General features: G+C 72.7%; 8 protein-coding genes. 6 read left to right on the top strand and 2 right to left on the bottom strand.

Going from position 1 to position 13,454, the window contains the following annotated elements; all coding sequences use genetic code 11:
• A partial coding sequence (locus AR3_RS20700) for a glycoside hydrolase family 6 protein (protein ID WP_067915940.1) occupies positions 1-1,170 on the top strand: 1,170 nt, incomplete at its 5' end.
• Positions 1,171-1,251: 81 nt separating this feature from the next.
• On the opposite strand, the gene AR3_RS20695 is transcribed toward AR3_RS20700, so the two are convergent.
• A complete protein-coding gene (locus AR3_RS20695; RefSeq protein ID WP_067915938.1) occupies positions 1,252-2,307 on the bottom strand; it encodes a LacI family DNA-binding transcriptional regulator in 1,056 nt (351 codons plus the stop codon).
• Between the two features lie 9 nt (positions 2,308-2,316).
• A complete protein-coding gene (locus tag AR3_RS20690; protein WP_067915936.1) occupies positions 2,317-3,978 on the bottom strand; it encodes a glycoside hydrolase family 13 protein in 1,662 nt (553 codons plus the stop codon).
• A gap of 585 nt (positions 3,979-4,563) precedes the next feature.
• Between AR3_RS20690 and AR3_RS31800 the strand changes: the two genes are divergently transcribed.
• The 5 genes from AR3_RS31800 to AR3_RS20670 all read left to right on the top strand — a co-directional run bounded on the left by AR3_RS31800 (position 4,564) and on the right by AR3_RS20670 (position 13,387).
• Complete coding sequence (locus tag AR3_RS31800) at positions 4,564-6,702, top strand: alpha-amylase family glycosyl hydrolase (RefSeq protein ID WP_227023044.1); 2,139 nt, start codon at positions 4,564-4,566, stop codon at positions 6,700-6,702.
• Positions 6,703-6,870: 168 nt separating this feature from the next.
• Positions 6,871-9,522: a pullulanase-type alpha-1,6-glucosidase gene (gene pulA, locus AR3_RS31795; RefSeq protein WP_227023043.1), complete on the top strand. Its 2,652-nt coding sequence runs from the start codon at positions 6,871-6,873 to the stop codon at positions 9,520-9,522.
• 48 nt (positions 9,523-9,570) lie between these two features.
• Positions 9,571-11,160: an alpha-amylase gene (locus AR3_RS20680; RefSeq protein WP_067915934.1), complete on the top strand. Its 1,590-nt coding sequence runs from the start codon at positions 9,571-9,573 to the stop codon at positions 11,158-11,160.
• A gap of 791 nt (positions 11,161-11,951) precedes the next feature.
• Positions 11,952-12,656: a nucleotidyltransferase domain-containing protein gene (locus tag AR3_RS20675; RefSeq protein ID WP_067915932.1), complete on the top strand. Its 705-nt coding sequence runs from the start codon at positions 11,952-11,954 to the stop codon at positions 12,654-12,656.
• Complete coding sequence (locus AR3_RS20670; protein ID WP_067915931.1) at positions 12,635-13,387, top strand: nucleotidyltransferase domain-containing protein; 753 nt, start codon at positions 12,635-12,637, stop codon at positions 13,385-13,387. Before AR3_RS20675 ends, AR3_RS20670 begins: the two co-directional genes overlap by 22 nt.
• Positions 13,388-13,454: the final 67 nt, after the last annotated feature.

The following is a 13,454-nucleotide window of genomic DNA, read 5'->3' as shown; positions in this document are numbered from 1 at the left end:
GCCGCCGCGGCCGCGCCCGGCGGGGCGGGCGCGGCCGCACACCCCGCACGCAAGGGCAACCCGCTGGACGGCCCGGTCCGGTTCTACGTCGAGCGGGACACCAACGCCGGACGGCAGGCGAAGATCTGGGAGAGGGAGGGCCGGACGGAGGACGCGGCGTACATGCGCGCCCTGTCGCGGATCCCTCAGGCGGTGTGGTTCACCGAAGGGACACCGGACGAGGTGCGCGAGAAGGTGCGCGCCACCATGCGCGACGCCGCGCGGCAGCGGGCGGTGCCCGTCCTGGTCGCCTACTACGTGCCGGGCCGCGACTGCTCCCAGTACTCGGCGGGCGGCGCGCCCAGCGAGCAGGCCTACCGCGAGTGGATCGACGCGTTCGCCCAGGGCGTCGGCCACGGCAAGGCCGTCGTCATCGTCGAACCGGACGGCCTGGCGCTGCTGTCCAGCGAGCCGTGGTGCAACGAGGGCGGCGGCGGTTCGACCGGCGAGCCCGAGGACATGGCCCTGGTCGAGCAGCGCTTCCGCGAGATCAACTACGCCGTGGACGCCTTCGCCCGGCTGCCCCGCACCGCCGTCTACATCGACGCCGGCCACTCGGCCTGGCAGCCGATCAACGACTACGACGCCGGGTACGGGGAGCCGCGCGACCAGCTCGGCATCGTCAGCCGCCTGCTCAAGGGCGGCGTCGCCAAGGCCGACGGGTTCTTCCTCAACGTCTCCAACTTCCGCACCGATGACGAGCTGGTGTCCTACGGCACCGACGTGGCCAAGTGCATCCGGTTCCGGCAGCGCACGGGCGCCGCGTCCTGCTCGTCCGACGACCTGGCCGCCGAGCCCGCCGACCCGCGCGCGCTGACCCATTTCGTCCTCGACACCAGCCGCAACGGGCGGGGACCGTGGACGGCGCCGCCCGGCAAGTACCCCGACCCGGAGGAGTGGTGCAACCCGCCCGGCCGCGGCCTGGGCGAGCGCCCCACCACCAGGACGGGCAACGAGCTGGTGGACGCCTTCCTATGGGTGAAGCGGCCCGGTGAGTCCGACGGCCAGTGCACGCGCGGCACCGGCGGCCCCGTCGACCCCGAGTACGGGGCGGTCGACCCGCCGGCGGGCCAGTGGTGGCCGGAATACGCCCTCGGGTTGGCTCGCGAGGCGTCGCCTCCCCTGCGCTGAGCCAGGCCTCCCAAGGGGGACAGGGGAGGGGCGCGGGGCATGGGCCGCGCCCCTCCCCGCTTCTCTCCGGCTCGCGGCGGCTCAGGTGCCCGGCCGGGCGGAGGCGTCGGCGACGACGGACAGCGGCCGCGCCGGGGCGGGCGCGGTGGAGCGGCGCACGACCAGCTCCGGCCGGTACAGCAGCTCGGTGCGCGGCACCCGGCTGCCGCCGATCTCCTCCAGCAGCGTGCTCACCGCCGCCAGCCCCATCTCCCGGACGGGCTGGCGGATGGTCGTCAGCGGCGGGTCCAGGTACGGGGTGAGCGGCGAGTCGTCGAAGCCCACCACCGACACGTCCTCGGGCACCCGCAGGCCCCGGCCGCGCACCCCGCGGATCGCGCCGATCGCGATGATGTCGCTGCCGCAGCAGATGGCGGTGCACCCCAGGTCCAGCAGCCGCTGCGCGGCGGCCTGCCCGCCCTCCACCGTGAACAGCGTGTTGACGATCAGGTCGTCGACGTCGGCGACCCCCAGGTGCTCGGCCATGCCGCGGCGGAACCCCTCGGTCTTGCGGATCGAGGGGACGAACCGGTCCTGCCCGACCGCCAGGCCGATGCGCCGGTGGCCGAGGGACGCCAGGTGCGCCACGGCCATCTCCAGGGACGTCACGTCGTCGTTGGAGATGAACGGCGCCTCGATGTCGTCCCGGTACCCGTTGACCAGCACGATCGGCAGCCCGCGCTCGATGAGCCGCAGGTAGCGGGTGCGGTCGGAGCGCGAGTCGGCGTGCTCGCCGTTGACGAAGATGATCCCCGACACCCCGCGTTCCAGCAGCAGGGCGGTGTAGTCGTCCTCGCGGATGCCGCCCGGCGTCATCGCGCACAGCACCGCCGTGTACCCCGACAGCACCAGGGCGTTCTCGATGACCTGGGCGAACGCCGGGAAGATGGGGTTGGTCAGCTCCGGCACGATCAGCCCGATCAGGCCGGTGCGCTGCTGGCGCAGCCGCGGCGGGCGCTCGTAGCCGAGCACGTCCAGCGCGGTCAGCACCGCCTGGCGGGTGGCCGCGGCCACGCCCGGCCGGCCGTTGAGCACGCGGCTCACGGTGGCCTCGCTCACGCCCGCGTGGGCGGCGATGTCGGCCAGGCGCATCGTCATGGCCACAACTTACCCGCCATGTCCGGCTCCGCCGCCCGTCGGTTCGGCCTCGCACCACACGGCGGTGTCCGGCGGCAGGACGACGCAGTCGCCGTCCGCGCCGATCGGGCCGCTCGCCAGCAGCGGCCGCCCGTGGGCGGGGACGCGCACGGTCCGCCCGCCCATGTTGACCGCGCAGGTCAGGCGGGGCGCGGCCGGGTCGGCGGGGTCCCGGGAGAACACGAGGGCGCCGGGCGGGCCGACGAGCCACCGTAGGGCGCCGTCGCCGAGCGCGGGGTGCGCGCGGCGGATCCGCAGGGCGGTCCGGTAGAGCGCCAGCATCGAGTCGGGGTCGGCGGACTGGCGCTCGACGGTCAGCCCTTTCCACGCGGGCGGGACGGGCAGCCAGCTGCCGCCCGTCCCGAAGCCGAACGGCGGCTCGTCGCCGGACCACGGCAGCGGCACCCGGCAGCCGTCGCGTCCCGCCTCGGGGTCGCGGAAGCGCTGCGGGTCCTGCAGGGACTCTTCGGGCAGGTCCAGCACCTCGGGCAGGCCCAGCTCCTCGCCCTGGTAGATGTAGGCCGAGCCGGGCAGCGCCAGCATCAGCAGCGCCGCCGCTCGGGCCCGCCGCAGGCCGAGCTCGCCGCCGCCGAAGCGGGTGACGTGCCGTGCGACGTCGTGGTTGGACAGCACCCAGGTGGCGGGGGCGCCGACCATGCCGCTCGTGCGCAGCGACTCCTCGATGACCTGCCGCTGGGCGCGGGCCTCCCATGGGGCGGACAGGTAGTGGAAGTTGAACGCCTGGTGCGCCTCGTCGGGCCGCACGTACAGGGCCAGCCGCTCCTGCGTCGGGGCCCACGCCTCGGCCACGGCGATGCGCTCGCCGTCGTAGGCGTCCAGGATGCGGCGGAAGAAGCGGTGGATCTCGTGGACGCCGTCCTGGTCGAAGTACGGCAGGGCCTCGCGGCCGAGCATCGCCGCCTGGGGGGTGCGGCCGACGTCGGGCAGGCCGGGCGCCTTGACCATGCCGTGCGCCACGTCCACGCGGACGCCGTCCACCCCCATGTCCAGCCAGAACCGCAGCACGTCCGCCAACTCCTCGCGGACCTCGGGGTTCTCCCAGTTCAGGTCGGGCTGCTCGGGCGCGAACAGGTGCAGGTACCACTGGCCGTCGGGGACGCGGGTCCAGGCCGGGCCGCCGAACACCGACTCCCAGTCGTTGGGCGGCAGCTCGCCGTGCTCGCCGCGCCCGTCGCGGAAGACGTAGCGGGCGCGGGCGGGACTGCCGGGCGGCGCGGCCAGGGCCTCCCGGAACCAGGGATGCCGGTCGGAGGTGTGGTTCACGACGAGGTCCACGATGACGCGCAGCCCCAGCCCGTGCGCCTCGTCGATCAGGGCCCGGGCGTCGTCGAGCGTGCCGAAGACCGGGTCGACGTCGCGGTGGTCGGCGACGTCGTAGCCGAAGTCCGCCATCGGGGAGGTGTAGAACGGGTTCATCCACAGCGCGTCCACGCCGAGCTCGGCCAGGTACGGCAGCCGGGCGCGGATCCCGGGCAGGTCCCCGACGCCGTCTCCGTTCCCGTCGGCGAAGCTGCGGACGTACACCTGGTAGATGACCGCGTCGCGCCACCAGCCGGCGGGGGAGTCCGAATGGCCGGCGGCGGGAGCGGCGTCGGCGATGTGCTGCGTCATCGACGTCCTCATCGGTGTGCGTGCGCTTTGAGCGGGCGTGCCGGTACGTGCGCGCGGGACTGCGTGGAAACCGCGGTCGGTCGCGCCCCGACGTGCTTGCGCCGAGCGGCGGGCGGCACAGCTGTCTTGGTTTCCCCGCGTACGGCCGTGATGCAGCACTGCGGGATGGTCGGCTGCCCGGGCCCGGCGGAGGGTGGGGCGCACGCGGGCAGGGGCGGCGCGACTCCGGTCGGCGTGCCGAACATGGGTGTGCGCCGCATGTACCTCCTCGGCTCGGGGCCGCGCGGGCGGCCCGCCGTGCCGTCCGGCCCTGGGCACGGACGAGGGGCTCCTCGCTGTCGGACGCTAGCAACGGCTTTCAGATCGGTAAAGGCCTTGCAGAAACCTTCTGCAAGATTCGGCGGTGCGGACGGCTCAGCGGCGCGCTGGGCCTGCCGATTCTCCCTGGTGTGAGGCATCTCAGCCCCTGCGGGCGCGCACGGGTCGGGCGTTGCAAGTTCTTGCGCAAGTCTTGCATGCCCGTCGGGTGACTTTGTACTTTCCCGGCAAACCACCCCAACAGCGTCACCCGCACCGGAGGCCCTCGTGGTCCGCTCGTCCCGACGCCGCACCGCCGTCCGGCGGGGCACGGCCGCCGTCACCGCCGCCGTCGTCGCGTCCTCCCTCGTTCCCGCCCTCGCCCCGTCCGCGTCCGCGGCCGACGCCCCCGCCGACCGGCTGCTCGCCCGCACCTCCGTGCGGCCCGCCCTCAGCCGCGAACGGTTCTACTTCGTCATGACCGACCGGTTCGCCAACGGCGACCGCAGCAACGACACCGGCGGCCTGACCGGCGACCGCCTCACCACCGGTTACGACCCGACCGACATCGGCTTCTACCACGGCGGCGACCTCGCCGGCCTCATCTCCAAGCTCGACTACATCAAGGGTTTGGGCGCCACCGCCGTCTGGATCACCCCGGCGTTCACGAACCGGCCCGTCCAGGGCGAGGGCGACGCCGCCTCGGCCGGCTACCACGGCTACTGGATCACCGACTTCACCCGCATCGACCCGCACCTGGGCACCAACGCGGACATGAAGCGGCTGGTGCGGGAGGCGCACAAGCGCGGGATGAAGGTCTTCTTCGACATCATCACCAACCACACCGCCGACGGCATCGACTACGCCGAGAAGCAGTACACCTACAGGTCAAAGGCCGAGTACCCGTACCGCGACGCCTCCGGACGCCCCTTCGACGACCGCGACTACGCGCGCGGCGACCGCCCGTTCCCCGAGATCGGCCCGGGCTCGTTCCCCTACACGCCGGTGCCGGTGAAGGGCGTCACCAAGAAGCCGGACTGGCTCAACGACGTGCGCATGTACCACAACCGCGGCGACTCCACCTGGGAGGGCGAGAGCAACGAGTACGGCGACTTCGTCGGCCTGGACGACCTGTGGACCGAACGCCCCGAGGTCGTCCGCGGCATGATCGACATCTACCGGACGTGGGTGCGCGACGCCGGCGTCGACGGGTTCCGCATCGACACCGCCAAGCACGTCAACATGGAGTTCTGGCAGCGCTTCGCGCCCGAGGTGCGCGTCCACGCCCACCGCGTCGGCACCAAGCACTTCTTCATGTTCGGCGAGGCCTACAGCGAGGACCCGTCGTTCATCTCCCGCTACTCCACCGCCGGCCGCATGGACGCGGTGCTGGACTTCCCGTTCCAGGCCGCCGCCCGCGCGTACGCCTCCCAGGGGGCCGGCGCGGACGTGCTCAGCCGCCTCTACCGCGCCGACGACCTCTACACCGACGCCGACTCCAACGCCTACTCGCTGCCGACCTTCCTCGGCAACCACGACATGGGCCGCATCGGCCACTTCCTCAAGCAGGACAACCCGGGCGCGTCGGACGACGAGCTGCTGCGGCGCGACCTGTTCGCGCACGAGCTGATGTTCCTCACCCGCGGCCAGCCGATCGTCTACTACGGCGACGAGCAGGGCTTCACCGGCCAGGGCGGCGACAAGGCGGCCCGCGCCCCCATGTTCGCGGCCAAGGCGGCGCAGTACCTGACCGACGACCTGATCGGCACCGACGCCACGCACGCCCAGGACAACTACGACACCCGGCACCCGCTGTACCGGGGCATCCGGGCGCTCGCCGACCTGACCGCCCGGCACCCCGCGCTGCGCGACGGCGCCCAGATCGAACGGCTCGTCCAGGGCGGCGTTTACGCGTTCTCCCGCATCGACGCCCGCGACCAGGTCGAGTACGTCGTGGCGCTGAACAACGGCGACGCGCCGCAGCGGGTGTCCATCCCGACGTACTCGGCGCGCATGGCGTTCACGTCCATCTACCCCAAGCGCGGGGCCGCGGTGCGCAGCGGCGCCGACAAGCGGCTGACCGTCACCGTCCCCGCCCGCTCGGCCGTCGTCTACCGCGCCTCCGGCCGCCTGGCCGCCCCGACCGCCCGCCCCGCGATCTCCCTGACGCTCCCCGCGTCGCTCACCGGCCGCGCCGAGATCGCCGCCCGCGTCCCCGGCGACGGCTTCGACCAGGTGACCTTCGCCGCGAAGGTCGGCCGCGGCCCGTGGCGGGTGCTCGGCACCGACGACGCCCGCCCGTTCCGCGTCTTCCACGACCTCACCGGCGTCCCCGCCGGAACACCGGTCGTCTACAAGGCGGTGGTCCGCGACTCCGCCGGCCGCACCGCCTCCACCGTGACCCGCGCCACCGTCGGCGGGCGGTGACCCGCCATGCTCCGGACGACGCTCACCTCAGGTGACCCGCGCCCCGTGACCACGCGCGCCCCGCGATGGGTGCGCGCCCTGCCAGGCCGCGCGCGGAATCACGTAGCCGCGTGCGGGGCGCGCTTCCGACGGAAGTCGGGCGGCGCGAGACGGGCGGCGCGGGCGGCGGTGGCCGTCCTGACCCTGGCGGCGGGAGCCGTGGCCATGCCGGGACCGGCCGCTGCGGACGTCGACCTGTCGCGTGCGCGTGCCCACTGGATCGACCGCGGGACGCTCGCGTGGAAGGCCCCGGAAGGGCGGCGGCACGAGCTGGTGTACTCGCCGTCCGGCGACCTGCGGGTCGAGAACGGCGAGCTCGTCGGCGACCGCCACGTCGTCCCCCTGCGGCGCGTCCCGGGCGGGCTGACCGCCGAGCAGCGGGCGAGGTGGCCGCACCTCGCCTCGTACGACGCGTTCCGCGTCAACGTCCGCGACGTGAAAGCCGTGCTGCGCGGCCAGGTCGTGGCGGTCGAACGCGACGGCGGCGGGCGGCTGCTGAACGCCACCGGCGTCCAGATCCCCGGCGTGCTCGACGACGTGTACGGGCGGGCCGCGTCCCGGGCCGAGCTCGGGCCGGTGTGGCGCCACGGCACGCCCACGCTGTCGGTGTGGGCGCCCACCGCGATCCGCGTCGCGCTCGACCTCGACGGCCGGACGATCGCGATGCGCCGCGACGACGCCACCGGCGTGTGGTCGGTGACCGGGACGCCGGCGTGGAAGGGACGCCGGTACGCCTTCGTGGTGACGGTGTTCGCGCCGTCCGTAGGCCGCGTCGTCACGAACACGGTCACCGACCCCTACAGCCTCGGCCTGACCGCCGACTCCCGCCGCAGCCTGCTGATCGACCTGGACGACCCCAGGCTCGCCCCCGCCGGGTGGAAGACGCTGCGCAAGCCGGCGCCGCCCCGCCGCCCGACCGTCTACGAGCTGCACGTCCGCGACTTCTCCGCGTCCGACCGCACCGTCCCCGAACGGCTGCGCGGCACCTACCGCGCCTTCACGGTGCGGAACTCCGCGGGCATGCGCGCGCTGCGCGCCCTCGCGGACGACGGCGTGACGCACGTCCACCTGCTGCCGGTGTTCGACTTCGCCACCGTCCCGGAACGCCGCGCCGACCAGCGCGTCCCCGCCTGCGACCCGGCCGCGCTGCCGCCCGACTCCGACGAGCAGCAGAAGTGCATCGCGGAGGTCCGCGACACCGACGCGTTCAACTGGGGGTACGACCCGCTGCACTACACCGCCCCCGAAGGGTCGTACGCGACCGACCCCGACGACCCCGCCCGGACCAAGGAGTTCCGCGAGATGGTCGCCGGGCTCAACCGCTCCGGGCTGCGCGTGGTCATGGACGTCGTCTACAACCACACCCACGCGGCCGGGCAGGACCCCCGCTCCGTCCTCGACCGCATCGTGCCGGGCTACTACCACCGGCTCCTGGAGGACGGCCGCGTCGCCGACTCGACCTGCTGCGCCAACACCGCGCCCGAGCACACGATGATGGACAAGCTCATCGTCGACTCGGTCGTCACCTGGGCCCGCCACTACAAGGTCGACGGCTTCCGGTTCGACCTCATGGGCCACCACCCGAAGGCCGGCATGCTGCGCGTCCGGCAGGCCCTCGACCGGCTCACCCTGAAGCGCGACGGCGTGGACGGCCGCTCCATCATCCTGTACGGAGAAGGCTGGGACTTCGGCGAGGTCGCGGGCGGCGCCCGCTTCGAGCAGGCCACGCAGGCCAACCTGGCGGGCACCGGCATCGGCACGTTCAACGACCGGCTCCGCGACGCCGTGCGCGGCGGCGGCCCGTTCGACGCCGACCCGCGCAGGCAGGGCTTCGGCTCCGGCCTGTGGACGGCGCCCAACGGCTCGCCCGCCAACGGCACGGACGCCGAGCAGCGCGCCCGCCTGCTGCACGCCGCCGACCAGATCAAGGTGGGGCTCACCGGCAACCTGCGCGACTACCGGTTCACCGCGTCCGACGGACGCTCCGTCACCGGCGCGCAGATCGACTACAACGGCGCGCCGGCCGGCTACACGGCCGCCCCGCGCGAGGCCGTCACGTACGTGGACGCCCACGACAACGAGACGCTGTACGACGCGCTCGCCTACAAGCTGCCGCCGTCCACGCCGATGGCCGACCGCGTGCGCATGCACGTCCTGTCGCTGTCGACGGCGCTGCTGAGCCAGGGCGTGCCGTTCGTGCACGCCGGGACGGAGCGGCTGCGGTCCAAGTCCCTCGACCGCAACTCCTACGACTCGGGGGACTGGTTCAACCGGCTCCTGTGGGACTGCCGGGACGGCAACGGCTTCGGCGCCGGGCTGCCGCCCGCGGCCGACAACCAGGACAAATGGCCGTACGCCCGGCCGCTGCTGGCCGACCCGTCCCTGCGGCCGTCCTGCGCCGACATCGACGCCGCCCGCGCCCGCACCGGCGAACTGCTGCGCATCAAGGACTCCTCGCCGCTGTTCTCCCTGCCCACCGCCGACGAGGTGCAGCGGCGGCTGACGTTCCCGCTCAGCGGCCCCGGCGAGACGCCCGGCGTCATCACCATGCGGCTCGACGGCCGCGGCCTCGACCCGCGCTGGAAGTCCATCACCGTCGTCTTCAACGCCACCCCCAGCGCGCAGACGCAGACCGTGCCCGCGTTGAAGGGCGCAGCGGTGACGCTGCACCCCGTCCAGGCGGCGTCCGCCGACCCCGTCGTGCGCCGCTCCTCGTTCGACCCCCGCACGGGCACCCTGCACGTCCCCGCCCGCACCACCGCGGTCTTCGTCGAGTCCTGACGACAGCCTCATCGGGGGACCCCGCCACCCACTCCCAGGAGGCACGTGATGCGAACACCCCGCACAGCCCTGCTCGCCGCGCTCGCCCTCCCGGCGGCGCTCGTCCCGGCCGTGACCGCCCCCGCCGTCGCAGCCCCGTCCGGCGACCGGAAGGTCATCGTCCACCTCTTCCAATGGAAGTGGAGCGACGTCGCCAAGGAATGCGAGAACGTCCTCGGCCCCAAGGGCTACGGCGCCGTGCAGATCTCCCCGCCGCAGGAGCACATCGTCCTGCCGAACGCCGGCCAGGGCGGCTACCCCTGGTGGCAGGACTACCAGCCGGTCAGCTACCCCAAGGGCGACTTCGGCAAGCTCACCACCCGGCGCGGCGACGTCAACGCCTTCCGCGACATGATCGCCCGCTGCCACGCCAGCGGCGTCAAGGTGTACGCGGACGCGGTCATCAACCACGCCACCAACTCCTCAAGCGGCGTCGGCAGCGCCGGGACGCGCTTCACCGGCAAGTACACCTACCCGGGCACGTTCTCCGACGCCGACTTCCACACCTGCCGCCGCGACATCGCCAATTACCAGGACCGCTGGGAGGTGCAGAACTGCGAACTCTCGGGCCTGGCCGACCTCAAGACGGAGGACGCCGGATACGTCCGCCCCACCCTCGGCGGCTACCTGAAGGACCTCGCGTCCCTGGGCGTCGACGGCTTCCGCATCGACGCGGCCAAGCACATCCCCGCCTCCGACATCGCCGCCATCCTCGGCGAGATGCGCAGGCAGATCGCCGCGGACCCGAACTTCCCCAGCACCGGCACCCGCGACCCGTACGTCTTCCAGGAGGTCCTCTACGGCGCCGGCGAGGCGGTCAGGCCGTCCGAGTACCGGAACAACGGCGACGTCACGGAGATGCAGGCCATGAACTTCGTGTCCATGAAGTTCTGGACGACCTCCGACCCCGACAACCGGCTGCACCAACTGCACGCGTTCCCCGTCAACTGGGGCGACGACATGGAGTCGAGCGACAAGGCCGTCGTCATGGTCGACAACCACGACAGCCAGCGCGACGCCCTGTCCGGACGCCGCATCCTCACCTACAAGAACGGCGCCGTCTACCGCCTGGCCAACGTGTTCCTGCTCGGCTGGGACTACGGCACGCCCGTGGTGATGTCCAGCTTCGGGTTCACCCAGCGCGACACCAGCCCGCCCCGCGAGAGCGACGGCACCACCAAGGACGTCACCTGCGACGGCGTCCAGTGGATCTGCGAGCACCGCTTCCCGGAGATCGCCGCCATGGTCGGCTTCCGCAACGCGGTCGGCGACACCCCGGTCAACAAGGCCCCCGACGCGCCCGAGCAGGACTGGTACACCGACTACACCGAGGGCGGACCCGGCAACAAGATCGCTTTCAGCCGCGGCGACCGCGGTTACGTCGTCATCAACCGCGACGAGTCCACCGACTGGAACCGCACCTACCGCACCCGCATGGCCCCCGGCCGCTACTGCAACGTCATCAGCGGGAACTACGACCCGGCGACCAAGTCCTGCGACCCGTCGCACGTCATCACCGTCGCCTCCGACGGCACCTTCGCCGCCAACGTCCCCAAGATGAGCGCCCTGGCCATCCACGTGGGCGCCAAACTCGACTGACCCACCAGGAGCCGCGGCGTTCCGCCCACACCACCGGAACGCCGCGACTCCCCGGACGCGGCCGAACACCCTCGGAGTGAACGGACGCTGAGGGCGATTCCGCCGCCCGACCCACCAGTCTCTGGTCAGCGCACACGCGCAGCGGTCATGTCGTGGGCATCTGAGGCGGTCATCGTCCACAAGATGAGCGAGCCGGGATTCACGTGAACGCCAGGCTCGCCTGGCATGGCCGGGACTTGTCCGCGGCGTTTCGCCTTCACCACCGGAACGCCGCGACTCCCGAGGCGCGATGATGGCGGTTTGATGTGCGGCCAGGGCGCAAGCGCGGCGCGGCGTTCGCTCGGCGGGGCGTAGCTCCATGTGTCCAGCAGGGGGCGGTGGTAGCGCTCGACCTTGCCATGGGGCTGCGGCCGGACCGGCGGCTGCGCTTGTGCGCCATTTCCGCCACGGCCAGAGGGCGGGCCACAGCCGCAAGCGGTGGCACGAGCCGTTGTCGGCCGGCACGCGTCGGACGATGATCCCGCAGGAGGTGAAGAACTGCGGAGCGTGCTGCCGCAACGCGGCGGCTGCCGGCACCGGCCCGCTCAGCGTTTGGCTGTCGTAGCCGAGACCTGGACCACTCGGCGGCACGCCGCAGGTTCAGCCTGGGCCCCGTCGGTCCGGCGCGCGCCAGCGTGGCCGTTCGCTCGCAGTCGGCCGTGTCGTCGTCCAAGATCAGGCCGCGCGCCGCGCTCGACCGCAGACGTGGAAATGGTTTGGCACCGCCTGCCGCCATCGACCACGCTCATCCTGTGGACGATCTCGGTGTGCGGCTGGTGCGCGACCACACGATCCTGTCGGTGGTCGTAGGGTCGCGCGCGTACGGGCTGGCGGTCGACGGCAGCGACGTGGACCGGCGCGGCGTCTTCGTGGCGCCGACCCCGCTGTTCTGGCGCTTCGACAAGCCGCCCACGCACGTGGACGGCCCCGAACCCGAGCGGTTCTCCTGGGAGGCCGAGCGGTTCTGCACCTTGGCGTTGGACGCCAACCCGACCGTCCTGGAATGCCTGTGGTCTCCGCTCGTCGAGCGCATCACCCCCGCCGGCGAAGAGCTGCGCGGCCTGCGCGACGCGTTCCTGTCCCTGCGGGCGCATCGCACGTTCATGCGGTACGCCGACAGCCAGTTCCGCAAGCTCGAGGGCGACCTGCGCAACCGGGGCGAGCCGCGCTGGAAGCACGTGATGCACATGCTCCGCCTGATGCTCAGCGGGACTCATCTCGTCCGGTACGGCGAGCCGCTCGTCGACGTCGGCGAGCACCGCGACGCGCTGCTCGCCGTCCGCCGCGGCGAGATGCCGTGGGACGGGATCGACAGGTGGCGGGCCGACCTGACCGCCGCCATGGGCAAGGCCCTGGCCGCCAGCCCGCTGCCCCCCGAACCCGACCGCGCCCGCGTGGAGGAGTGGCTGATCTCCGTGCGACGCAGAGGAGTGGAATGGAGCTTCCCGACGGCCTGACCGAGCACCTGGAACAGGGCCACCCGTACCCGCGTGCCTTCGTCACGGTCAGCGGCGCCCACCTGTACGGTTTCCCGTCCGCCGACTCCGACATCGACCTGCGCGGCGTCCATCTGCTGCCGCTCACCGAGGTCGTCGGCCTGCAGACGGGGAAGGAGACCGTCACCTGGACGTGGAACCAGAACGGGGTGGAGGCCGACCTCGTCACCCACGACCTCGCCAAGTTCTGCCGCATGCTGTTGCAGCGCAACGGCTACGTCCTGGAGCAGGTCGCCTCGCCCCTGGTGGTGGCCTCGTCCTCCGTCCACGAAGAGCTTGTCGCCCTCGTCCCCGACCTCGTCACGTCGGCCCACGCCCACCACTACCTGGGCTTCGCCCGCAACCAGTGGAAGCTCTTCGAGAAGACGGGCCGCCTCAAGCCGCTGCTCTACACCTTCCGCGTCCTGCTCACCGGGATCCACCTGATGCGCACCGGCACGGTCGTCGCGGACCTGAACGAGCTCGCACCCGAGTACGGCCCCGCGTACCTCCGCGACCTGATCGCCGCCAAGCGCGCCGCCGAACACGGCACCCTTCCCACCGACGCCCCCGCGCGCGAACGCCTGGCCGACGACGTCGCAGCCCTCACCCGACGCCTGGAGGAGGAACGCGACCGTTCCTCCCTGCCCGCTAAGCCCAGCGCGTCTGCGCCTTTGCACGACCTGCTCGTCCGCACCCGCCTCGCCCGCTGACGGTCACGGCGAAACGCGCGGCAGCCCGAGTACGGCAACGCCGCCACGGAGGGCACTCGTATCCACC

The organism is Actinomadura rubrobrunea NBRC 15275 (genome assembly GCF_001552235.1).
In the GTDB taxonomy this organism is placed as follows: Bacteria; Actinomycetota; Actinomycetes; order Streptosporangiales; family Streptosporangiaceae; genus Spirillospora; species Spirillospora viridilutea.
This window is presented reverse-complemented; position numbering and strand designations above follow the sequence as displayed.

Excerpts from the sequence above, each read along its gene's own strand:
- AR3_RS20680 (WP_067915934.1), top strand. The coding sequence starts at position 9,571 with ATGCGAACACCCCGCACAGCCCTGCTCGCCGCGCTCGCCCTCCCGGCG.
- AR3_RS20670 (WP_067915931.1), top strand. The coding sequence starts at position 12,635 with ATGGAGCTTCCCGACGGCCTGACCGAGCACCTGGAACAGGGCCACCCG.
- AR3_RS20695 (WP_067915938.1), bottom strand. The coding sequence starts at position 2,307 with ATGACGATGCGCCTGGCCGACATCGCCGCCCACGCGGGCGTGAGCGAG.
- AR3_RS20690 (WP_067915936.1), bottom strand. The coding sequence starts at position 3,978 with ATGACGCAGCACATCGCCGACGCCGCTCCCGCCGCCGGCCATTCGGAC.